This is a genomic window from Virgibacillus salexigens (genome assembly GCF_000723585.1).
GTDB lineage: Bacteria > Bacillota > Bacilli > Bacillales > Amphibacillaceae > Virgibacillus > Virgibacillus salexigens.
In genome coordinates this window covers 1568223-1591199 of the sequence record NZ_CCDP010000001.1, presented here as the reverse complement: position 1 = coordinate 1591199, position 22977 = coordinate 1568223, and the positions used below count along the sequence as shown (strand labels likewise).

30 protein-coding genes are annotated in these 22977 nt (G+C 36.5%); 13 read left to right on the top strand and 17 right to left on the bottom strand.

All coding sequences use genetic code 11. The features are described 5' to 3' along the window. The first annotated feature begins 185 nt into the window (after positions 1-185). The gene (locus tag BN990_RS07240) at positions 186-1355 is read left to right on the top strand and encodes a MalY/PatB family protein (protein ID WP_021288902.1); all 1170 of its coding nucleotides are present in this window, start codon (positions 186-188) and stop codon (positions 1353-1355) included. Positions 1356-1381: 26 nt separating this feature from the next. Here the strand turns inward: BN990_RS07240 and BN990_RS07235 are convergent, their stop codons facing one another. Together BN990_RS07235 and BN990_RS07230 are read right to left on the bottom strand one after the other, a co-directional pair. Then, complete coding sequence (locus BN990_RS07235; protein ID WP_021288903.1) at positions 1382-1966, bottom strand: superoxide dismutase family protein; 585 nt, start codon at positions 1964-1966, stop codon at positions 1382-1384. Positions 1967-2085: 119 nt separating this feature from the next. Next, positions 2086-2271 (bottom strand): hypothetical protein, encoded by a 186-nt coding sequence (locus BN990_RS07230; RefSeq protein WP_021288904.1) that lies wholly within the window; start codon positions 2269-2271, stop codon positions 2086-2088. Positions 2272-2392: 121 nt separating this feature from the next. On the opposite strand from BN990_RS07230, the gene kapB reads away from it, so the two are divergent. Next, positions 2393-2773, top strand: coding sequence for a sporulation phosphorelay system protein KapB (gene kapB / locus BN990_RS07225; protein ID WP_021288905.1), 381 nt, complete (start codon positions 2393-2395; stop codon positions 2771-2773). Positions 2774-2847: 74 nt separating this feature from the next. On the opposite strand, the gene BN990_RS07220 is transcribed toward kapB, so the two are convergent. Both BN990_RS07220 and BN990_RS07215 read right to left on the bottom strand, forming a co-directional pair. Then, the gene (locus tag BN990_RS07220) at positions 2848-3687 is read right to left on the bottom strand and encodes an SDR family oxidoreductase (protein ID WP_021288906.1); all 840 of its coding nucleotides are present in this window, start codon (positions 3685-3687) and stop codon (positions 2848-2850) included. A 107-nt stretch (positions 3688-3794) separates the two neighbouring features. Further along, positions 3795-4058, bottom strand: a complete 264-nt coding sequence (locus tag BN990_RS07215; RefSeq protein WP_021288907.1) for a phosphocarrier protein HPr — start codon at positions 4056-4058, stop codon at positions 3795-3797. 265 nt (positions 4059-4323) lie between these two features. On the opposite strand from BN990_RS07215, the gene deoD reads away from it, so the two are divergent. The 3 genes from deoD (at position 4324) to BN990_RS07200 (ending at position 6666) form a co-directional block, all read left to right on the top strand. Next, the gene (gene deoD, locus BN990_RS07210) at positions 4324-5031 is read left to right on the top strand and encodes a purine-nucleoside phosphorylase (protein WP_038243166.1); all 708 of its coding nucleotides are present in this window, start codon (positions 4324-4326) and stop codon (positions 5029-5031) included. 433 nt (positions 5032-5464) lie between these two features. Then, complete coding sequence (locus tag BN990_RS07205) at positions 5465-6058, top strand: biotin transporter BioY (protein WP_021288909.1); 594 nt, start codon at positions 5465-5467, stop codon at positions 6056-6058. Positions 6059-6189: 131 nt separating this feature from the next. Then, positions 6190-6666, top strand: coding sequence for a divergent PAP2 family protein (locus BN990_RS07200; RefSeq protein ID WP_021288910.1), 477 nt, complete (start codon positions 6190-6192; stop codon positions 6664-6666). Positions 6667-6714: 48 nt separating this feature from the next. On the opposite strand, the gene BN990_RS07195 is transcribed toward BN990_RS07200, so the two are convergent. The 3 genes from BN990_RS07195 to BN990_RS07185 form a co-directional block, all read right to left on the bottom strand. After that, complete coding sequence (locus BN990_RS07195) at positions 6715-7413, bottom strand: 3D domain-containing protein (protein WP_021288911.1); 699 nt, start codon at positions 7411-7413, stop codon at positions 6715-6717. A gap of 59 nt (positions 7414-7472) precedes the next feature. Beyond that, a complete protein-coding gene (locus BN990_RS07190; RefSeq protein ID WP_021288912.1) occupies positions 7473-7784 on the bottom strand; it encodes a YuiB family protein in 312 nt (103 codons plus the stop codon). A 188-nt stretch (positions 7785-7972) separates the two neighbouring features. Then, entirely contained in the window at positions 7973-9190 is a 1218-nt protein-coding gene (locus tag BN990_RS07185) for an NAD(P)/FAD-dependent oxidoreductase (RefSeq protein WP_021288913.1), read from the bottom strand. A 385-nt stretch (positions 9191-9575) separates the two neighbouring features. Here BN990_RS07185 and BN990_RS07180 point away from each other — a divergent pair, with 385 nt between their 5' ends. Beyond that, positions 9576-10562 (top strand): NAD(P)/FAD-dependent oxidoreductase, encoded by a 987-nt coding sequence (locus tag BN990_RS07180; RefSeq protein WP_021288914.1) that lies wholly within the window; start codon positions 9576-9578, stop codon positions 10560-10562. A gap of 60 nt (positions 10563-10622) precedes the next feature. On the opposite strand, the gene BN990_RS07175 is transcribed toward BN990_RS07180, so the two are convergent. The 3 genes from BN990_RS07175 to BN990_RS07165 form a co-directional block, all read right to left on the bottom strand. Then, on the bottom strand, positions 10623-10979 hold the full coding sequence (locus BN990_RS07175) for a HesB/IscA family protein (RefSeq protein WP_021288915.1): 357 nt from the start codon (positions 10977-10979) through the stop codon (positions 10623-10625). 76 nt (positions 10980-11055) lie between these two features. Then, positions 11056-11913 (bottom strand): diaminopimelate epimerase, encoded by an 858-nt coding sequence (gene dapF, locus BN990_RS07170; RefSeq protein WP_021288916.1) that lies wholly within the window; start codon positions 11911-11913, stop codon positions 11056-11058. Positions 11914-11932: 19 nt separating this feature from the next. Then, positions 11933-12259: a YuzD family protein gene (locus BN990_RS07165; RefSeq protein ID WP_021288917.1), complete on the bottom strand. Its 327-nt coding sequence runs from the start codon at positions 12257-12259 to the stop codon at positions 11933-11935. Positions 12260-12403: 144 nt separating this feature from the next. Between BN990_RS07165 and BN990_RS07160 the strand changes: the two genes are divergently transcribed. Next, positions 12404-12631 carry a NifU family protein gene (locus tag BN990_RS07160; protein WP_021288918.1) on the top strand — a complete coding sequence of 76 codons (228 nt, stop codon included), beginning with the start codon at positions 12404-12406 and terminating at the stop codon, positions 12629-12631. A 94-nt stretch (positions 12632-12725) separates the two neighbouring features. On the opposite strand, the gene BN990_RS07155 is transcribed toward BN990_RS07160, so the two are convergent. Beyond that, positions 12726-13691 carry a 2-hydroxyacid dehydrogenase gene (locus tag BN990_RS07155; RefSeq protein WP_021288919.1) on the bottom strand — a complete coding sequence of 322 codons (966 nt, stop codon included), beginning with the start codon at positions 13689-13691 and terminating at the stop codon, positions 12726-12728. A 26-nt stretch (positions 13692-13717) separates the two neighbouring features. Further along, positions 13718-14686, bottom strand: coding sequence for a protein kinase family protein (locus BN990_RS07150; RefSeq protein ID WP_021288920.1), 969 nt, complete (start codon positions 14684-14686; stop codon positions 13718-13720). A gap of 92 nt (positions 14687-14778) precedes the next feature. Here BN990_RS07150 and BN990_RS07145 point away from each other — a divergent pair, with 92 nt between their 5' ends. Beyond that, the gene (locus BN990_RS07145) at positions 14779-15291 is read left to right on the top strand and encodes a phosphatidylglycerophosphatase A family protein (protein ID WP_021288921.1); all 513 of its coding nucleotides are present in this window, start codon (positions 14779-14781) and stop codon (positions 15289-15291) included. A 59-nt stretch (positions 15292-15350) separates the two neighbouring features. Here BN990_RS07145 and BN990_RS07140 read toward each other — a convergent pair whose 3' ends face one another. Both BN990_RS07140 and BN990_RS07135 read right to left on the bottom strand, forming a co-directional pair. Continuing rightward, entirely contained in the window at positions 15351-16130 is a 780-nt protein-coding gene (locus tag BN990_RS07140) for a TIGR01457 family HAD-type hydrolase (protein ID WP_021288922.1), read from the bottom strand. Positions 16131-16216: 86 nt separating this feature from the next. Then, complete coding sequence (locus BN990_RS07135; RefSeq protein ID WP_021288923.1) at positions 16217-16657, bottom strand: DUF86 domain-containing protein; 441 nt, start codon at positions 16655-16657, stop codon at positions 16217-16219. A gap of 113 nt (positions 16658-16770) precedes the next feature. Between BN990_RS07135 and BN990_RS07130 the strand changes: the two genes are divergently transcribed. The 3 genes from BN990_RS07130 to BN990_RS07120 all read left to right on the top strand — a co-directional run bounded on the left by BN990_RS07130 (position 16771) and on the right by BN990_RS07120 (position 18939). Then, entirely contained in the window at positions 16771-17040 is a 270-nt protein-coding gene (locus BN990_RS07130; protein WP_021288924.1) for an SAV0927 family protein, read from the top strand. 45 nt (positions 17041-17085) lie between these two features. After that, positions 17086-18528, top strand: coding sequence for an amidase (locus BN990_RS21500; RefSeq protein ID WP_021288925.1), 1443 nt, complete (start codon positions 17086-17088; stop codon positions 18526-18528). A 150-nt stretch (positions 18529-18678) separates the two neighbouring features. Then, the gene (locus tag BN990_RS07120; protein ID WP_031334941.1) at positions 18679-18939 is read left to right on the top strand and encodes a hypothetical protein; all 261 of its coding nucleotides are present in this window, start codon (positions 18679-18681) and stop codon (positions 18937-18939) included. Between the two features lie 8 nt (positions 18940-18947). Here the strand turns inward: BN990_RS07120 and BN990_RS07115 are convergent, their stop codons facing one another. Continuing rightward, complete coding sequence (locus BN990_RS07115) at positions 18948-19232, bottom strand: YutD family protein (RefSeq protein ID WP_021288927.1); 285 nt, start codon at positions 19230-19232, stop codon at positions 18948-18950. Positions 19233-19503: 271 nt separating this feature from the next. On the opposite strand from BN990_RS07115, the gene BN990_RS07110 reads away from it, so the two are divergent. Then, on the top strand, positions 19504-20073 hold the full coding sequence (locus BN990_RS07110) for a YhcN/YlaJ family sporulation lipoprotein (RefSeq protein WP_021288928.1): 570 nt from the start codon (positions 19504-19506) through the stop codon (positions 20071-20073). Positions 20074-20221: 148 nt separating this feature from the next. Further along, positions 20222-21184 (top strand): M23 family metallopeptidase, encoded by a 963-nt coding sequence (locus BN990_RS07105; protein ID WP_021288929.1) that lies wholly within the window; start codon positions 20222-20224, stop codon positions 21182-21184. Positions 21185-21212: 28 nt separating this feature from the next. Here the strand turns inward: BN990_RS07105 and BN990_RS07100 are convergent, their stop codons facing one another. Continuing rightward, positions 21213-21956, bottom strand: coding sequence for an SDR family NAD(P)-dependent oxidoreductase (locus BN990_RS07100; protein WP_021288930.1), 744 nt, complete (start codon positions 21954-21956; stop codon positions 21213-21215). Between the two features lie 30 nt (positions 21957-21986). After that, positions 21987-22970, bottom strand: coding sequence for an NADPH:quinone oxidoreductase family protein (locus tag BN990_RS07095; protein WP_038243162.1), 984 nt, complete (start codon positions 22968-22970; stop codon positions 21987-21989). Positions 22971-22977: the final 7 nt, after the last annotated feature.

Sequence of the window (22977 nt, the reverse complement as noted above, 5' to 3'; positions counted from 1 at the left end):
TTCCAATTAAGGTTTATATTTCTAAATTTGGGGTATGCTATAAAATGTAAGACTTTCTCGTATTCCCCCTGTAGGCAAAGCGATAATCGCTTTGCTTTTTTTATTGCTTTTTTCTCGAATTTATTGCAAGAGGATAGAGGCAAGAAATGTTATACTATAACAAATAACTAATTAGGAGGGCACTAATGGGAATTTTTGATTTGCAACATGATAGAAAAAATACAAAATCTGTGAAATGGGATATGCTAAAACCTGTTTTTCAAACAGAGGATGTGCTGCCAATGTGGGTAGCAGATATGGATTTTCAAGCTCCAGAAGGAGTGAATAATGCATTAATTGAACGAGCAAAACACGGGATTTATGGATATACCATCGTCGATGATACCGTAAAAAAAACGATTGTTGATTGGATTAGCCGCCGGCATGGGTGGGATATTAAAGCAAACTGGCTTTCTTTTAGTCCTGGTGTTGTAACAAGTCTACATATGGCAGTTCAAGCTTTTACTAACCCTGGAGATAATATCTTAATTCAAACTCCAGTTTATACCCCGTTTTATAAAGTGATAGAGAGTCATGAAAGAAATGTCGTCAAAAATCCGCTTGTTTATAAGGATAACTATTACGAAATTGACTTTGAAGACTTTGAAGAGAAGCTAAAGCAAGGTGTAAAAGCATTCATCCTATGTTCACCGCATAATCCGGTTGGTCGAGTTTGGAAAAAGACTGAATTAGCTGAGTTAGCACATTTATGCTTAAAATATAACACCATCATCATCTCGGATGAAATTCATGGGGATCTAACATTTCCTGAAGAAGTGCATGTTCCAATTGCGTCATTATCTGACCAAATTGCTCAGCAGACGGTAACATGTATGTCTCCATCTAAAACGTTTAATTTAGCTGGACTACAAGCATCTTATATTGTTACGCCCGATAAATTAAAGCGTGACCAATTAGAAACACAACTATCAAAACAAGGTGTAAACGGCTTAAATACTATGGGTAACACTGCACTAGAAGCTGCATACACTTATGGGGAAGCATGGCTAGATGAATTACGTCATGTTTTAAAAAGCCATAAAGATTATGTCAAAGAAATGTTTGAAACGCATACTTCTGAATTAAAAGTAATTGATTCAGAAGGAACTTATTTGCTTTGGATAGATTGTAGTGCCTTAAATATGGATCATCGTGAATTGAAAGAATTTATGATAAATCAAGCAAGAGTCGGATTGAACACAGGTGTAGATTATGGACAAGAAGGTGCCACGTTTATGCGAATTAACATTGCTTGTCCAAGACCAACTTTAGAAGAAGGTGTCAAACGAATTCTATCAGCTGTTCAAAACAGATAAAAATGAAGGAGGCTGCTTTCGCCTCCTTACTCTTCTTGTTTGTCATTATACTGAGTAGGGTCTGTTGGCGACTCCCCTTCTCTATCCTCATCTTCAGCTTCAGATTTAGTCAATTTGCCACAAAGAATTCGTTGTCCTGAGTTCCCTCCAGGTTGACTCATCCCATCATCTTCGTCTTGTGTAACGATTATGGAAGTACCATCCCCTTTTATCAAAGAGTTCTTTCCATCCAATAATGTTGTCTGTGGTAGCATAAGGTCAGCATCCACTAGTCCTCCGGCATCTGCTTCAATATTTGGTAAATCGCCAAGATGGGAGCCTTCTGGATGCATTAAGCCGTGCTCAGCTCCGGTTGGATTAAAATGATTTCCTGCGGATTTAAAATCAGGACCTTCACACTTAGCGTATTCATGTATGTGGATTCCATGAAAACCTGGTTCTAAACCTTCTAACTTTAATTTTACATTTACCCCATCTGATTGTTCATTGAAGCTAGCTGTCCCAACCATATCTCCTGATGCATTATACATTTCCACTTTCCGACTCTTCGGATCCTCCTGCTGACAAGCTGTCATCAAAATAAGAACAATAGATACAATTACCCAACGCATACGACTACTCCTTTTAGCTCTTTTCCCTTATGTTCTCCGAGAAGTGCGAAACGATTCGTGGATTCCTTCTTTTTCAAAGTCAAACATAAAAAGTCTCCTTGTTCAGGAGACTTCGGGCGTTAACTATTCTCTTTCGATTCTTTAATCTTTTTGTTATATTGCTCATCAAATTTTTTCTCATCTTTTTTTGATTTTTTATAAAATAAATACATGACAATACTGGCGGCAATCATAAAGATAATTAAGGTTATTACAGCCGGTATGTATTCTGTCTTGTCCTCTGGAAAATAGAGAAAAGGCATCATTCGCATTCACTTCCTTCACGATCAGTATATCAAACTCGTTAGGATATCGAAACGACTAATAAAAAATATTCGCCAAACTGTTACATTTTTGGCACAATAATAATAAGGAGGGACGATTGACATGCCAGAAGTACAGTTAGGAGATACCGTTAAAGCTCATTATAAATCAGGGACATATATAGGAAAAGCAATCGCTGACAAAGGAGACCGCTATGTTATCGAAGTATTAGCAGTTAAGAAACATCCCATGCAAGGTGATTTGCATAACCCACATCAAACAGAAGGCGTTTTCTTTCACGAACGGAAAGCGCTGGCTTACCATGAAAAAATGAATGTAAAAAAACCTGCGGTTCATCCTCATTCTGAGTTGATTCCTGATTATAAACAATCCTTGAGGCAAGCGGTTAATGACTATAAAGAAAAGTTAACCAAAGAAGAAACTACTTATAATCAAGCTGCAATGAAATGCTTACAGCAGCTAGAACAAACATATTTTAAATAGAAGCCCTTAGGTTAAAGCCACATTTCACCTATTATGATGAAATGTGGCTTTAAGTTTATGTTTGAAATGGATTATCAAATATACAGTTTTACTTGATTCATTCCCCATTCCCATACCTGTTTGGCTAAAACCTCATCTTTTGCTGTTTTTGCTGTTGGAGCAACTTGCTTCCGATAGAAATAATTCCCTTTTTTTGAAGGTATTGTTTCATTGGTAGCTAAAAAAACTGCCGTTTCCGACCCTTGACTTGGGCTTAGAAAGAAGGGGTGTAGATACGAATATACCTTTTCGCCAAAACCTGAGTTACGATCTACTCCAAGATTTGTTGCAACCGCTCCAGGGTGAAGTGCAAACACAGCTAGCTCTGGTTCACGCCTTTGTAATTCTTTCGTAAACAAAATATTTAATAGCTTTGATCGTCCATAAGCCGTTGCTGGATTATACGACTTACTTAAATTTGGATAACGAATATCAATCTTCCCTATTTTATGAGCACCTGACGATATATTAATGATTCTTCCATCAGAAGATTTTTTTATAGAATCAAGGAGCAGAATAGTTAATAAGAAATGCCCCAAATAATTAACCCCTAGCATCATTTCATACCCATTTATGGTCGTTTGCCGTTTAATCGTAACAACACCAGCATTATTAATTAACACATCTAACTGATTAAATTGACCCTCAAACGATTTTGCGAAGCGTTGTATACTTGAAAAACTGCCTAGATCGCATAGCATTAAAGATATAGACTTTGATCCACTTTTCTTGCTTACTTGATACAGAGCCTCTTCTCCTCTATGTTGGTTTCTGCAAACCATAATAACATGCGCCCCTTGCTTCGCAAGCTCAATAGCTGTGGCTAACCCCATTCCCGAATTTGCTCCTGTAACCATCGCCGTTTTTGTTCTCATGACCACCTCTCCTTCCTCTGAATTCACCATAACATGAACGATCCATCCTTAAAAATATAAATAAAAAACCGTCAGCATAAATACTGACAGTTTCTAAAGGATCTCTATTACTCTCCAAGATGTTCTTTAATTACTTCTTCCACTCCATTAAGTGCTTCTTCTTCATCTGGACCGTTTGTCGTAATTTTAATTTCAGCACCCTTTGGAATGCCAAGAGACATAACACCCATAATTGATTTTAAGTTTACTGTTTTATCATTGTAAGCTATTTCTACTTCTGACTCAAATTGCCCTGCTTTATTTACCAGAAGTGTTGCCGGACGTGCATGGACTCCGGTATCTGCTGTAATTGTAAACGTTTGTTCTTTCATCCTAATTCATCCTTCCAAAAGATATTATCCTATGTACATATTACACGTACAATGTTTCTAGAATTGTTTAGTGAAAAACTGAACTATTAATATTATATACAATAATACGCTTTTTTGAAACAAAAAAGGCATATTTTTTATATGAGAAATTATTTCTAATAGAACTGGTTCGATAAATAGCGTTTAAAGATAACAATTTGTCTTTCCATTTTGCTTATGATAACGTTATGCTGTACATTGTATTGATCTATAAGGAGGAATTTTTATGAGTGTACATATAGGTGCAGAACAAGGCGCAATTGCTGATAAAATATTATTACCAGGAGACCCACTTCGGGCACAATTTATTGCAGAAACTTTTTTAGAAAACCCTATCCAGTATAATCATGTTCGTGGGATGTATGGGTATACAGGTACATATAAAGGAGAACGTGTATCTGTTCAAGGAACAGGGATGGGCGTCCCATCTATCTCCATTTATGTTAATGAATTGATTCAAAGTTATGATGTAAAAAAACTTATTCGCGTAGGTACATGTGGGGCTATCCAAAAAGACGTAAATGTTCGAGACGTTATCTTAGCCCAAGGTTCTACAACCGATTCGCAGATAAATCGAATGGTCTTTGGCGGCATCGATTATGCTCCACTTGCTGACTTCGACTTATTAAAGAATGCTTATGATGCTGGATTAGATAAAGGGCTCCATTTACGTGTTGGAAATGTCTTTACGAGTGATACTTTCTATAGAGATAATGCCAAAGAAGTAAATGAAAAATTAGCTGCTTATAAAGTACTTGCAATTGAAATGGAAACAACGGCTCTTTATACACTTGCCGCAAAATTTGATCGCCAAGCTCTTTCTGTACTTACGGTTTCTGACCACATATTAACCGGTGAAGAAACAACCGCTGAAGAAAGGCAAACGACGTTTAATGATATGATGGAGATCGCTTTAGAAGCAGCCATTAAATAGAAGAGTTATAAAAGGTGACCGAGTTATATTGAAAACGAATAACGTTGCAGCCAGATAATTAACGCAACATGAAATAGGACATGTTTTTCGGCGGTACGACCTCTGCTATACTCGAATGAATTTTCGGACACATGCTAGATCCGCCGCAGAAGGCATGCCTATTTTATATTGCTATGATTATGAATACATAGTCTCCAGTTCCTTTCCGTAGTAATTTACTACTTAAAACGAATGTTAAGTCTGAATACATCTTGTATATTGGTAAACTTATTTCAAAATCACCCCCCATACTCTCGTCCTTCGACCCTAATACAATTTATTTCTATTATCTATTTTCATATTTCTGGAATTTATTTGTCAACCATAATATTTTATCGGTTGACAAAATGAACTTATCAAATTATGATCAATTTAATAAAGGAGGATGTTAAACATGAAAGAATTACGAACAATCGATCTTACATATGGAGCTATTTTTGTTGTTTTAATGGCGATAGGTGCAAATATCACTGTATGGTTTCCTATGCTTGCCATCCCTATTGGCGGGACAAGTGTCCCCCTATCTTTACAAACATTTTTTGCTGTTTTAGCTGGTCTAATGTTGGGTAAAAGATTAGGAAGTATTTCCATGATTGCATATATTCTAATCGGGTTAGCTGGTGTCCCTGTATTTTCCGGTCTTTCTGCTGGACCAATGGCATTTCTAACTCCAACAGGTGGGTTTATCATTTCCTTTGTATTTATTGCATATTTTACAGGAATGATCATTGATAAGCCTCAAAGAAGAATTTTTCCATATTATTTAGTAGCTGCAATTATTGGTACCTTAATTAACTATGGAATTGGTGTTACTTATATGTACATCGCATTGAATACATGGATGGGAGTTCCCATTTCCTATTACCTAGCTTGGGGAGGGATGATTCCGTTTCTTATTAAAGATATTGCTTTTGCTGGTTTAGCAGCGATATTCATGGTCCGTATTGCCACCCGTATCCCACAGTTCAAGCAAGCAAAAGCAGGTTAAGTGCAGTAACTCTACTTGCAGGTTCCGCCTATGTGTCTTCCATCCATATGATAATATAGCATTAAGGATAAATGATGCATATTGTCTTGTTGCAAAGGATACACTTTCCTTAGAAAGGATGATCGACACAGATGGAATTATTTCAAAATTACCCATTATGGGCAGCATTTATTGCAATTATTTTTGCGCAAGTAGTAAAAATCCCTATTTCCCTTATTGTAACAAGAGAATTCAAACCGAACTTGGCCTTCAGTACAGGAGGAATGCCTAGTAGTCATTCTGCAGCTGTAGCAGCCTTAACAACAGGGCTAGGTATTGTAGAAGGTGTAACTTCAAGTTTTTTTGCCATCTCTTGTGTTTTCAGTATTATCATTATGTTCGATGCAACAGGCGTTCGACGTCAAGCTGGAGAGCAAGCCATTGTACTTAATAAATTAATTAGAGATTTTCAAGTATTTGTCGACGGAGCCAAAGAGTGGCCGAATAAAGAAGGCAATGAAAAAAGAAAAGAATTAAAGGAATTATTAGGGCATCAACCCATTGAAGTTTTTTTTGGTGGCTTGGTAGGTATAGCAATTGCATTTATTCTACATGAATTTATATATTAAATAAAAACGGGATACGATCTACATCAAATCGTCTCCCGTTTTATTTCATTAGCTATCTGTAATTTCTTGTCTAAATACTTGTAATGCTTTATTCTCATTCAATTGCTTTAAGTTTTCCTCTGTTAAATTACCGTTCCCTTTCTCAACAATATAAACTTCCAGTTCCTTCTTTCCCCATTGCTGATAAACATCCTCAACAGTGTCATAATAAAGATCAATCTTATTACCAGTAATTGCACTACCTTTATCAGCAACAACTCCAAATCCATAATCGGGAATAAATAAAATCGTTCCGATAGGATAAACACTTAAATCAGCAGCAATAGTAGAATACAAGTCTCGTGTTACTTTAACACCAGAAAATGTAATTCCGTATTCTGGATGATTTGGTGATTTTCCAGTTGATTCCACACCTGCAGTATAACCAGTAGCTATCACATTAGCACTTGGGTATTGCTGATAATTTACTGCTTCAGCCAATGACTCGGGTGCCTTAATCTGTTCACTAGAAATATAACGCTTCTCTTCTTTCTTCACATTTAATCCCTTGTTTTCCAACTTCGTCTGACGCATTGGATTACCTTGATTTGAACCATTAGTTACTGCTTCAATTGCAGGTGTTTGCCCATTTGACCAAACTTTCATGTCTGCAAAGGATACATTGCTTATCGATGTAATTGTTGTAAGAAACGCAAAGATTGCTAAGAGAAATAAACTTGTCCTACGAATAAAATTTTTAATTTTCATGTATAACACCTCTCTGGATGTCATCATTTCCAATCTACAAAATTTTATTCATCATTCTATTAAAACATTTGATATCCACTTTTTCGAAGTAGTTTTATAACGAAGCCCGATACAATCGTTCCTGCAAACCCTGCTGCTAATATCCCGATGTCTACTGGTGTAATTTGCATTAATCTAGAAAACGCTTCCGAAAACGCTTCTACCGGCGCTTTAAAGTACTCCCACGTAGAAATATTATCAACAATCATTAACACTACAATTGGATATAAGAAAGCCATTAACCATGTCCTTCTTAATAGCATATTCAATATAAATGCGATACCAAAAAAGATTACAAAATATAATAAAATAGATACGACTAATTGAATCAAATTGGGTGTCTCCCTTCAGGTACTCTAGTTATCTAATTTTTTCCAGTTTCCTTGCCATCATATCCTTCTCCATTTTAAAGGAATTTATATAAAAAGCAAAGACAGTACATGCCTTTGCTTCTTCATTCTTTTACATGAATAGTCAAAAAATTGTCACACCATAGCTAAAACGTTGATAATATGGTGATTTAATAAAAAATATTAAATTTCCCCTTTTTCATTAATAAACCGAAGCCACCTAATTTCCAAAGATAGCGATTATCAATGATCTTTTTCATTACAGTAGCTTTCCATCCCAGTAATTTTTGGTTATTTAATATAACACCAATTGCGTCATTACTTCCCAAAGAAGCAACTGTACCTAAGATGTTCGGTTCAAACGTTTCCATCTTTGTATTATGAATGAGTGCTTTAACATTATGTGCAACAATATCCGATTGTTGAATTGCAATTTGTGCAGTGGGCGGATATGGTTTGCCGCTTTCCTCATTCATAATCAGTGCACAATCGCCAATAACAAAAACGTCACTATACTCAGGCGTCCGCATGTCAGCTTGAACTTCTATTTTTCCTCGATTATTTTGAAATCCTGATTTTTCAATGATAGAGTTCGCTCTTACGCCTGCGGCCCATACTGTTGTTAAGGTTGGAATTTCTACTTCTTTTCCATTTTTTTCATATACGACACTTGTAGCTGTACATTCTTTCAATAAAGCACCCGTAATAAATTCTACTCCACGTGATTCAAGCGAATTCATTGCATATTCAACAAGCTGTGGGTCAAATCCTGGTAATATAGTTGGCGATCCTTCAATATTAATAATGCGAACTAAATTCTTATCAATATCGTATTCTTTACATAGTTCTGGGATACGATCCGCAAGTTCCCCTAAAAATTCAACACCAGTAAATCCTCCACCACCCACGACAATATTAAGTCGGGCTTGTTTTTTTGTGTTTTCGTTATGATATAAAGCAAAATTATAATCGATATGTTCACGTATAAGGCGGGCACGATTAATGTCTCCAATGGTGAAAGCATTTTCTGCAAGACCTGGAATACCAAATGTCGCTGCTTCAAAGCCTAGTCCAATAACTAGAATATCATAATGTAATTGATTATTTTCCATTTTAACTAGTTTTTCTTCTGGTTTTACAGAAATAACCTTGTCCTTAATAAAGTTTACTTTATTAATATCAATGACAGAATTAATTTGAATTCGCGTTCGGTCATGGTGCAGTGTCCCAGCTGCATTTTCGTGTAACCATGTTGTTTGGTAATGATAATCATTCATATTAACTAATGTTATATTCGCTTCATTGCTACCTAGTGACTTTTGCAATTTAACCGTTGTCATCATTCCGCCATAACCAGCACCTAAGATCACAATATTTGGTTTATTCAACGTCATCACTTCCAATAATTTACTATTTTGTGTGCTTGTGACATATTTCACGAACTAGTCATAAGAAAAACTTGGCTAAATGCCAAGCTTTTATGGTCAAGCGTTAGATGAAAGAATACAAAAATCCAGTATTTTTCCACGTTCCAACCGATTTAGCCGAACCATATCATGATTCAATAATTTGTCACATAATCGTAATATCTTCCTTGAATATAGTAGCCTTTTTTCAATTATATTTCAACCCAATCCACAGTTTACCGAATTATTAAATTATTCCTAATTATAAATTTCATATGAAGCGAGTACATTAATATTCTATTGTGGTCTAGATATGATAGTATAAAAAGTGGCGTAGATAAACTATATAGAAGTGGAGGGGATCATTGTGTCGAATGAGGTATATGATGTGACAATCATAGGTGCAGGGCCAGTAGGATTATTCACGGCTTTTTATGGAGGCATGCGCCAGGCAAGTGTAAAAGTCATTGAAAGTTTACCACATACTGGAGGGCAGTTAACTGCTTTATATCCAGAGAAATATATATATGATGTTGCCGGATTTCCCAAAGTTAGAGCACAAGAGCTAATTGATAATTTAGAGGAACAAGCTAATATATTTGATCCGGAAATCGTTTTAGAACAGGCCATTGAACAAGTTGAACGTCTTGAAGATGGAACGCTGAAATTAACTTCTAATAAAAATGAAGTACATTATACAAAGACTATGATTATTACTGCTGGAAATGGCGCATTTCAACCACGCCGATTGAACATTGGAGATTGCGAAAAGTTTGAGAATATAAACCTTCATTATCATGTGAAAGATATGAATCAATACAAAGACCAAAATGTAGTCTTATTAGGTGGAGGAGATTCAGCTGTTGACTGGGCACTAATGCTAGAACCAATTGCTGAGAGTGTCACGCTTGTTCACCGTAGAGATAAATTCAGAGCACATGAACATAGTGTTGAGAAGTTGCATGCATCGAATGTCGAAATTCTTACTCCATTTGTTCCTTCTGAAATAAATGCTGGCGATAAAATTGAACAAGTTATCTTAGAGGAAGTGAACGGAGATCGCAAAATAGAATTAGACGTCGATGCCGTGCTATGTAATTATGGATTCGTTTCTACTCTTGGTCCAATTAAGGATTGGGGTCTAGAAATTGAGAGAAATAGTATTGTAGTTAATTCAAAAATGGAAACGAACATTCCTGGTATCTATGCAGCTGGAGATATATGTACGTATGACGGCAAAGTTAACTTAATAGCAACTGGTTTTGGAGAAGGGCCAACAGCGATAAATAATGCGAAACAATATATTGATCCAAAAGCTAGAATTCAACCCAAACACTCTACAAGCATGTTTTAAATGAAGTATATATTGAAAAAAGCTGAAGCTACTATCTGCTTCAGCTTTATTTGTTACTATCTAGCAATCACCTGGAACGCCTGCTTTATCCTTTGTTCTAAATGAGGAACCACAGCCACAAGAAATAATGGCATTTGGATTATCAATACTAAATCCCCCGCCCATCATATTCTGTTTAAAATCAATGGTTGTTCCTTCAATAATTGGAATATCTTGGTTATTTAATACAACAGGTATACCATTAATCACTTCTGTTGTGTCCAATTCTTGATTAATATCGTATTCAAATCCAAGTGAATAGGATAATCCACTGCATCCTCCGCCTTTTACACCGAAGCGTAAATACGCCCCTTCGGACTCTTCCTTCATCATGACTTGAATCTGCTGCCTTGCATGATCGGTTATTGTAATAGACATATCATGGACCCCCTTTTCCTAAACTGATTACTCTTAAGTATACAAAGTAAATAGAGTTGATTCAACTTTTTGATTTTTAGATACTTGCATAATATACACCAGTAGCGATTGTTTCTGCATCTCCTGTCATCCATACATAATCATGATTATCCCACTTAATATATAAATCTCCTCCAGGTAAATGTACGGTAATTTCTTCATTTTTGCTTACTTGATTAGTTAATATTGCGGCTACCACTGATGCGCAAGCACCAGTCCCACAAGCTTGTGTTACTCCAGAACCTCGTTCCCAAACACTAAAATTTATTTCTGTAGGGGAAACAACTTCAATAAATTCAACATTTACACCATCTGGAAAACGATCATCCTTCTCAATCAATGGTCCTATCTCCAATACGTCCGTCTCTTTTAATTTGTCGACGAAAAATATTGCGTGTGGATTCCCCATTGAAACAGCCGTCACATTCAACTGTATGCCATTAACAGTAAATGGTTCAGCAATAACCTGCTCTGTTAACGCTCCTACCATGGGGATTAAATTCCGTTGGAGAATAGGCTTACCCATATTAATTGTTACTAGCTCAACACAGGAATTTTCTACAGCTACCTTAGCATCAACAATATTCGCTTTTGTTTCTATTGTAAATTGCTTAGATTGTACAATTCCTTGTTCATAAGCATATTTTGCTACACATCGCAGTCCATTACCGCAACTCTGGCCTTCTGAACCATCCTTGTTAAATATTCTCATCCCTAGATCTGCTTGCTCACTAGGCTGAATTAAGATTAATCCATCCGATCCGATTCCCGTATTTATACTCGATACCTGTCGGGCAATGGCAGACAGCTTGGATTCGTCCATTATCTCTTGAAATAAGTCAACATATACATAACTATTTCCTAATCCGTGCATTTTAGTAAAAGAGAACTTCATCCTCGGTTCCTCATTTCTTCTATTTTTTCTGAAGTTGCAATCCATGGCTATCCAATGCTTGATAAATTGGTTTCAGCCTTGGAATACCTTCTGCGACCATTTCATCATTAATTAAAACAATCGGGTAAAGTAATTCTTCTTCCACCATTTGTTGAATAAATAATTGATGTTTTTCCACGTTTGGAGGTTGATCAATATCAATATATTCAAACCAGACCGTATCCGCGACATACTTCCTATTTATGGCTGCTTGCAACCATTCAAAGGTATCACGTGAGCCCGGTGCACCAACACAACTAGCACAAATTTGTTCCGCTCCATAAACCGTAACCCTAATTTCATTCATACCCTTACTTCCCCCTTTATGGATATCTTTTATTTTACAAAATCATCATCAAAAGATAAAATAAAAATGATTATCGTTTTCAATAAGACCATAGATTTTTTAAAGTGTTCGTTTTATAATAGATAGTAAGAAAGGAGAAGATGGATGATGCAAGAACAGGTACAAGAAGTGTTAAATAAATTACGTCCATTCTTGCTACGTGACGGTGGCGATGTGGAATTAGTTGATGTAGATGAAAACGGCATTGTACTTCTTCGTCTGATGGGTGCGTGTGGAAACTGCCCTAGCTCTACCATAACATTAAAGGCAGGAATTGAGCGTGCCTTAATGGCAGAAGTTCCAGGGGTAACGGAAATCGAGCAGGTGTTTTAAGATACTAGACATGAAGCACTGATGATATAGTGTCAAACAGTTATAACCATTGTTTTTCTTAAACAAAGAAGGCTTATTCATAAGCCTTCTTTGTTTACGTTATTGGGGTTTTAGGGTCTTCTCCCTCTAATACCGCTATTACATTTTCTAAACATAATTTCCACATTTTTGTTCTTGTCTCTGTACTCGCAGACCCAATATGAGGAAGTGCAACAACATTGTCTAAATTGACTAAGGGGTGATCAGAGCGAATTGGTTCTTCTGCAAAAACATCCAATCCTGCAGCCATAATCTGTTTTGTTTTCAGCGCATGTATTAACGCCTCTTCATTTACCACTGCTCCTCTGGATATATTAATAAATATTCCTGTATTTTTCATTTGTTGAAAAGCCTGCGCATTAAATAATTCAGCTGTTTCCTTTGTTAACGGCACGACGGAAATCACAAAATCTGCTTGCTTTAGTAACGTATGAAAATCCACATAACGTGCTGAAAGTTCTACTTCTTCTTGATATTTTCGAGAACGATTGTAATAGAGAATATCCATTCCAAACCCTTTTGCTCTTCTAGCAATAGCTTGGCCAATTCTCCCCATCCCAACAATACCTATCGTTTTCTGATGAATGTCTGTGCCTGCTAATAAGTAGGGAGCCCAATTTTCCCATTCATTTCTCCTTACAAAGTCACTTGCTTCTATTAACCGACGTGCTGTGGCCATAAGTAAGGCAAAGCCTAAGTCAGCAGTTGTTTCAGTTAATACGTCTGGTGTATTGGTTACAACTATTCTTCTGGATTCAGCAGCAGCAATGTCAATATTATCAAACCCTACTGCTAGATTCGCTATTATTTTCAAATGGGGTGCAGCTTTCATTAAATCTTCATTAACATCTTCACTTAACATACATAATAGGGCATCAGCCTCTTTTACTTGTTCTAATAAAACGGATCTTGGAACAGGTTCATTCTCGTGCTCCCAACATTTAAATTCAAATTGTTCCGCATATGGAGCTATGAATTGATTAGGGATTTTACGTGTAATATAGATCAGCGGTTTTTTCATCTTATAACCTCCATTACTAGCATACCTTATAGCCAGTGTAACACAGGTATCTGTAAGAGTTCACAATCAATGTCTACGCTGTTATAAAAATCACCTAATTTCTGTTCATATTCGGATTGGAGCTGTAATAATTGTTTAAATTGCTCAGCACTACTATTCGCTTCTATTAAGTTCCTTTCTAGAAAGTCAAAAAGATGAATTGGAAACAACAACCTTGCATACACTAATCGCCAACTAAATACAGATAGAGAACGAATTGCCTGGTAATCATTTAAGAATCGAGTGATATTAGCTGGCGGTACATTAGCTAGCAGTTGTTGTCGAATAAATTCAGAAATATCTCTAGCAGGATGATCATACACTAATTCCATTGGCCACATAATTGGCTGAATTAATTGGTTAGCATACCTTCGAAAAGCAACTGTACCTTGATCAACTTCGTAATACCGTTGTTCTTGTTCACTTTCACGAATATACTGAATGGCATTTTCACTGATGCCAATAATATAAGGTAATACATCCATGACAAGCTGATTATATGCAGAGGGGCTTATCCTTGCTTCTTGTGCTAATTTCTCTTCCATGCTATTAACTTTAGCTATCCAAAGCTCTTTCCACTGTCCATAGCTGGAAATTGCTTTAGGCTCATATTGATAAGCATTTCCAATTTGATGAAATTCAGCTAAAAGCTTCCCATCTGATATGTCAAACTCTCGTGTAGTAAGCTTGCCTTGAATCACCATATACATGGCGTCCTGAAAAGGTGTGAACCACTCCCCTTGGTGATTTTGTATAGGAACTGCCATATGCACATAATAGTCTTCAGCTAAATAATAAGCCACAACTGCCTGTTCCATATGAATAACTTCATTGTTATCAATAGAAATGGTAAAATAAACATATTCTCCAGATTTAAAACATTCTTTTCCATCGACCCACCTTTTTTCTTCTGGCTGAATATTATAGTTTTCGTAAAGCCAGTCTGGAATAGGCAAAAAGATCCCTCCTTTGGGCATATATTATATTTATATGTAAGAGAGCATCCATTTTTAACTTAAATTGAAAAAGAGAGAGGAAGATATACAAGATGGAACGAAAAACCATTCACAGTGAATTAGAAGTGAAAGCAAGACAGTGGCTCACCGAACGTGGAGTTACATTAGATGATATTGCAGAGCTTGTTTATTATTTACAATCAAAGTATCATGATCATTTAACCCTCGATGTATGTAGACATAACGTCGACCGTGTATTAACGAAGCGAGAAGTACAAAATGCTATCGTAACCGGTATCCAATTAGATGTATTAGCAGAAAAGAAACAATTGGAACAGCCTCTTCAGAAAACCATCGATACGGATGAAAGCTTATATGGCGTTGATGAGATTATTGCTTTATCCATCGTTAACGTTTATGGTTCTATTGGATTTACGAATTATGGATATATTGATAAACAGAAACCTGGAATTTTAAAGAAACTAAATGATAAATCAACAGGCGAATGTCATACTTTCCTAGATGATATTGTAGGAGCAATAGCTGCAGCTGCTTCAAGTAGACTTGCACACTCTACAGGAGAAGATATTTTAATCGAGGAATAAAATAAACATAAATACAATAAATATAGGTATATAAAAATAGCAGGAAGAAATCTTTCCTGCTATTCTATATTTTTTATCCACTCATCTAATTGATGAACAAAATAAGTTGGTGCTTTCTCTAAACTTGCATATGCCTCAAAAGGAGTAACGCCAGTAAATACCATCAATGTGTCAATACCAGCATCAATTCCTGCTCGTATATCCGTATTGTAATTGTCACCAACCATTACTACCTCTTCCTTTTCTAAATCTAAGACGTTCAAAGCTTCTTCGATAATAATCGATTCAGGTTTTCCGATAAAAATCGGATCTATGCCGGTACTCCTTGCAATAACGGATGTTAGAGCTCCATTCCCAGGAAGTAATCCTCGTTCATTCGGGATTGCCACATCCCCATTTGTAGAGATGAACGTTGCGCCATTACGTACTGCTATACTGGCTTTTGCTAATTTCTCATAGGTAATATCTCTGTCAATTCCAATAACTACAAAGTCACAATCTTCATTTTCTGTTATTGTAAGCCCCTTCTTCTGAATAGCTTGATGAATTCCTTCTTCCCCAATAACATAACAACTTGCATTATGTTTTTGTGCTTTAATATAATTAGCTGTTGCAATACTTGTAGTAACAACTTGATCCTTATTAGCGGTAATTCCCATATACGTGAGTTTTTCAGCAACAGCTTCTTGGGTTTTTGAAGAATTATTAGTGACATACACATAAGGGATTTGTTTTGCATTTAAAGCAGCAACGAAATCAGCAGCAGCTTCAATTGGTTCCTCCCCCTTATACATTGTCCCATCTAGATCAATTAAGTAACCATGGTATGATTTTGTCATCGTAACCCTTCTTTCTTGTTGAACATAATAGAAGACAGATAAATATTGTCATCTGTCTTCTATTAAAACAACGATTTTTATCGTTATCATGATTCATTTGAAAAGGCGTTTGCTACACCTAGCTCATTATCCAAATAGGTTCTTACATGACTAGAGAACTGCTTATAGATATGATAATTACGTTGTACAATTTGTTGCAGCTGTCGATGATCCACAGCATGATAAGAGGACATCAACATCTTTCTAAGCTGAATTAACTGTTTATACGGAGTTTCTTCCTGTAATGGAAGAACTTTTTCATCGATTAAGATGTCAATAATATCATCATAACTACCAGGATCGCGCATAATAAAACCATCGATCATCATATTTCCAACATCTATTGTACATTCTATTACTATATGCACAGCTCTTTCTAACCCTAATTTGTCAATCAATGTATCTGGATCATTCATCTTCAATACATCCAACAATTGATCTAAGTATTCAAGTGTCTGTTCTATCTTACTTCTTTCTACAAAATACATGTAACAAACCTCCAAAATGGAATACATTATTTATCATACCATATCATATGGGATTTTTGAGTAGAACATGGTATAGTAAAGGAAAATGTCAATATTCGGAAAAGAGGGAAATGATGAGTACGAACTATGAACTAATTAAAGATGAAACCATAACCAAGGAAGTACGCTATATTAGCTTTATGGGCAATTTACAGCGTTATGATTTTGCATTTATCCAGAGTGAAGAATGCCCAAATAAAACCATTATCATTAACCTTAGAAAAAATCGGTTTACCGAAATAACGAAGGAGGATTTACAGGATAGAGGGAGAATTGAACATATCTTCCAAGAAACAAATATGGAAGCAGATGAGATCAGAAATTTTCTCAAAGAAGTACTTTGATTGTTACTCCAATTTAAAATTGGCAGATAAGGAGAAGAATGACATATGATGGGATCTGTTGTTTCTTCCAGTGAGGAAGATATACTTGACTTGGATATTACTGCTATATCCCATGCAATTAAAGAAAAGAAATTCTCGATAACATCCATTGTAGCCGCTTATATTCAAAGACAACAACAAATCAATCCGATTTTAAACGCTGTTATTGAAGACCGATATGAAGAAGCTATGGAAGAGGCACAGGAAATGGATAGATATTTAGAGAATCATCCCCCTACTTCCCCTCTGTTCGGTATCCCAATTAGTATTAAAGAATCGATACATGTAGCAGGGATGAAAACAACTGGAGGACTGGAGCACAGGAAGGATCTTATTGCTCGCCATGATGCGGAAGTGATCACGAAATTAAAGCAATCTGGAGCAATAATTTTAGGTAAGACAAATACCCCAGCCTTATGTTTTTGCCAGGAAACGGATAATAAATTATACGGAAGAACGAATAATCCTTGGGATATAACACGAACTTGTGGTGGTTCTAGTGGAGGTGAAGGTGCACTGTTAGCAGCAGGAGGTGCTGTCGCTGGAATTGGTTCAGATATTGGAGGCTCCATACGCTTTCCAAGTCACTTTAATGGTGTAGTGGGATTTAAGCCTGGGTGTAATCAAATACCTTCCAATGGCCATTTTCCATCTGTCACAAATGATATGCAAGCTCGAATGCTAACCATAGGACCGATGGGGAAGACGGTAAGAGATATGGAACTTTTATATTCCATCCTATCATCTTGCGAACCAGAAGACCACTCACTGCGAGAGTTTAAAATAGATATTCTTCCAAGTAATATCTCGCTGCCTCTAAGTTTAGAAACAAAAAATTTACTGAATGATGTGGAAAAAGTAGTCATGCGCTCCTTTTCTACCTATCGTCGAATTCCTCCTTTATTTGAGGAAAGCACGCAGTTATGGCAAGAGATGATATCAAGTAATGGTAGCGATTTAATTGAAAAAGCCGCTTATCATAATGATCGGTCAAATATAATAAAAGCTTTTCTAAAAGAAAAGGTTACCGAGCGTACTAGAATTCGGCCATATTTATCAAAAGCAATTTTAGGATCCAAATTATTCCAACCATCGATTAGCAGAATAAACGAAATCAAAGAGATTATTTCCAATGGCGATCAAAGAATTCACGCCTACCTTAAAAACCGCTTGTTAATCTTCCCAGTATATCATACTGGAGCGTTACCACATGGGAAGGTGTATCAGCAAGTCTTCTCGATACGCAGGAAATTTCTTACCTACATGCCTTATGTTGCTTATGCAAATGTATGGGGATTGCCATCACTAACCTTACCAATCGGGAAAGATGACAATAACATGCCTATAGCCATACAAATTATGAGTAACATCGGAAATGAAAATGCCGTATTCCGACTGGGCAAAATGTTAGAAAAGAAATATGGCGGATATCACCGATGTCCCTTATAAATTAATTTATCAATTGCCATTCCTACTAATTAGTATCCAAATTCTAGTTTCTTTTATTTACCAGCCATACGTTTAACAATTAAACAAAAAATACAAACCAACAACCTTTTGGTTTGTATTTTTTAGTGAAGGAGTGATATGAATTTGACGATGCGAAAGAAGAAAGATTATGATAACTTTTCCAATGTAGAAAACGCGCATGATAAATTAATCCCAGAAGAATTTCCAGAAGGCTCATTTGGATCCCCGATAAACAAAGACGAAGCCGTTGAAGGAAAATCAACGCCATGGGAAGAAGGGCAGCGAAGAGATAGCGCATTTGTCTATCCAGATAGGGAACAGCATGAAAAAGTACCAAGAAGAATACCTGGTTCACATATCATTCACGATGAAAAAGATGAAGAGCAGTAGCAAGAACGCTACTGCTCTTTTGAAGTCACTTTCTCTAGCACAAAATAGGCACAGCCAAAATTACAATATTCATAAAGATAATCATCCAGCGCACCAATTTTCGCATCAAATGCTGCTTTTTGGTTTTTATCTGTATAAAAACCCTTCAATCGTAATTGTTCATAACCCCAATCTCCGACTATGTAATCGTATTTCGCTAATATATCTGAATATCGCTCTTTGATGACTTCTTCTTGAAATCCTTCTTTATGATTTTCTATAAGCTGATACTTTTTACCTTGCAGCTCAATCATATGAATCCCCCCATACTGTAACTTATTTGTGGGTGTTTTTAGGTTCTACTAAATATTAATCGTCCAAGGCTATAAGACAAGATCGGTCCACCTAGCTTCTCTACTTACAAAAACATCTTTTTATTAAAACAAAACTTCCGTTATTCTGCCGATAAATGTCTTTTTCAGTTTATCATCTTTTTATAAAAGCCACCAGAAAAATACGGGTATGAATTTCACCGAGTATTACAAACTAATGATGATAAAACAACTTAGAGAATGGAGGATAGCCATGGATTGGAAAAGGATGCTTCCCATTGGATTCATGACTATGTTGCTAATAACTGGCTGTGCCAATGATGATACCGCAAAAAATGAAAGTGAGCAAATAAAAGATGAGCTTGATCCAAATAATGAATTACAAGAATCAGAAGATGGCACAGATGATAAGCTGGGCTATGTACGCTATACGAAGGATCAAATGGATAATAATTCCGAGAGAAATCATTCCATAAGCATGGATCGTACTGAAATGGCAAATATGATTACTCGAATTATGTTGCGGAGTGACGCCTTTGAAGAAGTAGCAACGTTAGTAACAGATGAGGAAGTCTTAATTGCATATCAAAAATCGGATGCATATGATGAAGCAAAATCTGCACAAATGGCTAAGAAAACTGCTATGTCTGTAATGCCAAGATACTTTAAGGTATATGTTTCCGATAATGAAACCCTGATGAATGATATCCACAGTCTTCATAATTCAAGAACCACCGATGGAAATTATGATAATACAATCCAACAGATCATCGATGAAATGAGAAAATCACCACAAGGTATGACTGACGAGATGAACGAATAATCGTAATACAGGACTAGCTGGATATTTCTAGCTAGTCCCTTTTTTTCGATTGTGCATAATCCGGTAACTTTGTGGAAAAGTTATAAGCAGTACGTTCAATAATTATAGCAGCATTCCTATTTTATGAATAAGAGTAAGGGTGAGTTTTTTGTATTTAAAACGGATTTTTATGTTATTTATTGTTTTATTCGTTCTGTTAATAAATAGTTCAGTGAATGCTGAAGAATCTGTATACGATGAGCGAATGGCGCTTTTTAAAAAGACAGAAGCCTTAACACAGATTCCTTGGTATTACTTTGCTGCTATTGATAACTATGAACGAAACATAAAAAAGAATGCAGATGATGAGAAAGTGGTATCAATCGATGTTCCACCAGAATTATGGTTTGGACTAGGTAATTCTTCCATGATTCATGATGAACGACTAATTATGTTTTTTAATGGTAAAGGAAAAGACGGAAATGGTGATGGAAAGGCAGATCCAGAAAACCCAGAGGACATTTTACAAACGATCGGTAATTACATTTTGGAATATGGGCAGACAAAAGACGATATAAAAATTGCCTTATGGAATTATTATAATCGCGATTTGTCCGTTCAGACGATCATGAATACAGCAAAGGTCTTCCAAACGTTTCAAGACATAAATCTTACTGACCGCGATTTTCCTGTATCTATTTCTCATAATTACAGTTATCGGAGTACATGGGGAGATCGAAGAGGTTTTGGCGGATTACGGATCCATGAAGGCACGGATATTTTTGCAGGGTATGGAACACCAGTAAAATCAACTACCTATGGCGTTATTGAAATGATGGGCTGGAACTTATATGGAGGCTGGCGCATTGGAATTAGAGATATCTATAATATTTATCATTATTATGGGCACATGAATGGATATGATGATGACATAAAAGTTGGTCAAGTAGTAAAACCAGGAGATGTTTTAGGGAGTGTCGGTTCAACTGGATATGGCCCACCTGGAACATCAGGGAAGTTCCCTCCGCATCTGCATTATGGCATGTATAAAGATAATGGTACAAGTGAATGGTCCTTCGATCCATATCCTTACTTAAAAAAATGGGAACGGATTGCGAAACAGAAAGACTAAAAGAGCAGGGACATCCTTCCCCCTGCTCTTATATGTTCAAGGTGCCTCCATCTACTACTAAGGTCTCGCCAGTAATAAATGAAGATTCATCCGATGCCAAAAAAAGAACAACGTTTGCAATTTCCTCGGGTTTCCCAATTCTCTTTAAAGCATTCGATGTTGATAAGATCGGCCATTTTTCCGACTGTTTCCAATCCTTAATCATTTCCGTATCAATAATTCCTGGAGCAATTGCATTCACTCGAATATTTTTTCTGCCAAACTCCGTTGCTGCCGTTTTCGTAAGCGCAATAACGCTACTTTTTGAAGCTGAGTAAGCAGCAACTAATTTCTGTCCCTTTATCCCTGCAATACTTGCTGTATTGATGATAGAACCCCCAGATTCCATATGAGGAATACCATACTTCATTGCTAGAAAAACACCATTCTGGTTAATGTTTAACACTTGTTGCCACTCATCTATTGTTATATCTGGAATTTTCTTCTCTACACTATTTACGCCTGCATTATTAAATAAAACGTGAATACTTCCATATTTATCGATCGTAGCTTGAAATAAGCTTTTCATTTCCTTCGGATCTGTAATATCTGTTTGTATATAAGTTGCTTCGACACCAGCATCAATGAGTTCATCGATAAACATTACTTCCGACCTGCTTACTCGATCAGCTAAAATAAGATGTGCTCCTTCTTTTGCAAAGCATTTTGCGGTTGCTTCTCCAATCCCACCAGCACCACCCGTTATAACAGCAACTTTATTTACTAATCGCATTTCTTCTCTCCTTGTCCATCGTATACTTATTTATGGAGTGACAATTAATTTCCCATAAGTTCCTCTGTCTCCTAATACTTCTAATGCATGAGGTACTTCTTTAAAATCAAATTCTTGATAAACCAATGGTTTTATAAGACCTTGATCATACAATTTCATCAAGGATTGATGAATAGCGACAACATTGTCCGGATGTTTTTTTCTAAAAAGCCCCCAATGCACACCAACAATGGAATAATTCTTTACTAATGCATGATTCACTGGAGCTTCCGGAATGCGCCCTCCAGCAAATCCAATAACCAGTATGCGCCCATCAAAGGCAACACATTTTCGTGATCGATCAAATACATCAGCACCAACAGGATCAAATATAACATCTGCACCTTTGCCATTTGTTTCTTGTTTAACAATGTCGACGAAATCATCTTTAGTATAATTTATCGCAACATCTGCACCTAGTTCTTTACAAACTTGTACCTTCTCCATTCCTCCTGCAGTAGCAATGACTCTACAACCAATTGATTTCCCTAATTGAATAGCTGCAGAACCTACGCCACCTGCCCCAGCATGAACTAATAGCACGTCATCTTCCGCGATGCCTCCTCGGTGAAATAATGCATAATAGGATGTTTGATACGTGATAAACATTCCAGCAGCCTCAGCAGCAGATAAATTATCCGATATAACATAAACAGCAGCTTCTTTCACGCATACTGTTTCTGTGAGACCGCCACTTGGGAGCTCAGGTGTAGCAATGACCAATTGACCAACTTTTAGCTTACTTACCTCCTCCCCAACAGCACGAATAATACCACAAACTTCCGCTCCAGGAGTAAACGGAATAGGAGGGCGTTCTTGGTATTTGCCTTGACATAGTAATATATCAAAAAAATTGAGCGAAGAAGCCTGAACTTCAATTAAGACATCTCCAGCTGCAGGAACCGGTTCTACTTCTTCTTGAATCTCTAAAACATCTTTTGGTTCTCCTAATGTAGTTACTTTCCAACTACGCATGTTACTT

Coding starts and splice junctions, on each gene's coding strand:
- BN990_RS07215 (WP_021288907.1), bottom strand. CDS start 4,058: ATGAAAGAACAAACGTTTACAATTACAGCAGATACCGGAGTCCATGCA.
- BN990_RS07100 (WP_021288930.1), bottom strand. CDS start 21,956: ATGCGATTAGTAAATAAAGTTGCTGTTATAACGGGTGGTGCTGGTGGG.
- BN990_RS07145 (WP_021288921.1), top strand. CDS start 14,779: ATGGAACGAAAAACCATTCACAGTGAATTAGAAGTGAAAGCAAGACAG.
- BN990_RS07235 (WP_021288903.1), bottom strand. CDS start 1,966: ATGCGTTGGGTAATTGTATCTATTGTTCTTATTTTGATGACAGCTTGT.
- BN990_RS07135 (WP_021288923.1), bottom strand. CDS start 16,657: ATGTATTTTGTAGAAAGAAGTAAGATAGAACAGACACTTGAATACTTA.
- BN990_RS07220 (WP_021288906.1), bottom strand. CDS start 3,687: ATGAGAACAAAAACGGCGATGGTTACAGGAGCAAATTCGGGAATGGGG.
- BN990_RS07130 (WP_021288924.1), top strand. CDS start 16,771: ATGAGTACGAACTATGAACTAATTAAAGATGAAACCATAACCAAGGAA.
- BN990_RS07175 (WP_021288915.1), bottom strand. CDS start 10,979: ATGTCTATTACAATAACCGATCATGCAAGGCAGCAGATTCAAGTCATG.
- BN990_RS07155 (WP_021288919.1), bottom strand. CDS start 13,691: ATGAAAAAACCGCTGATCTATATTACACGTAAAATCCCTAATCAATTC.
- BN990_RS07165 (WP_021288917.1), bottom strand. CDS start 12,259: ATGAATGAAATTAGGGTTACGGTTTATGGAGCGGAACAAATTTGTGCT.
- BN990_RS07200 (WP_021288910.1), top strand. CDS start 6,190: ATGGAATTATTTCAAAATTACCCATTATGGGCAGCATTTATTGCAATT.
- deoD (WP_038243166.1), top strand. CDS start 4,324: ATGAGTGTACATATAGGTGCAGAACAAGGCGCAATTGCTGATAAAATA.
- BN990_RS07110 (WP_021288928.1), top strand. CDS start 19,504: ATGGATTGGAAAAGGATGCTTCCCATTGGATTCATGACTATGTTGCTA.
- BN990_RS07230 (WP_021288904.1), bottom strand. CDS start 2,271: ATGATGCCTTTTCTCTATTTTCCAGAGGACAAGACAGAATACATACCG.
- kapB (WP_021288905.1), top strand. CDS start 2,393: ATGCCAGAAGTACAGTTAGGAGATACCGTTAAAGCTCATTATAAATCA.
- BN990_RS07240 (WP_021288902.1), top strand. CDS start 186: ATGGGAATTTTTGATTTGCAACATGATAGAAAAAATACAAAATCTGTG.
- BN990_RS21500 (WP_021288925.1), top strand. CDS start 17,086: ATGATGGGATCTGTTGTTTCTTCCAGTGAGGAAGATATACTTGACTTG.
- BN990_RS07195 (WP_021288911.1), bottom strand. CDS start 7,413: ATGAAAATTAAAAATTTTATTCGTAGGACAAGTTTATTTCTCTTAGCA.
- BN990_RS07120 (WP_031334941.1), top strand. CDS start 18,679: ATGCGAAAGAAGAAAGATTATGATAACTTTTCCAATGTAGAAAACGCG.
- BN990_RS07140 (WP_021288922.1), bottom strand. CDS start 16,130: ATGACAAAATCATACCATGGTTACTTAATTGATCTAGATGGGACAATG.
- BN990_RS07205 (WP_021288909.1), top strand. CDS start 5,465: ATGAAAGAATTACGAACAATCGATCTTACATATGGAGCTATTTTTGTT.
- BN990_RS07115 (WP_021288927.1), bottom strand. CDS start 19,232: ATGATTGAGCTGCAAGGTAAAAAGTATCAGCTTATAGAAAATCATAAA.
- BN990_RS07095 (WP_038243162.1), bottom strand. CDS start 22,970: ATGCGTAGTTGGAAAGTAACTACATTAGGAGAACCAAAAGATGTTTTA.
- BN990_RS07160 (WP_021288918.1), top strand. CDS start 12,404: ATGATGCAAGAACAGGTACAAGAAGTGTTAAATAAATTACGTCCATTC.
- dapF (WP_021288916.1), bottom strand. CDS start 11,913: ATGAAGTTCTCTTTTACTAAAATGCACGGATTAGGAAATAGTTATGTA.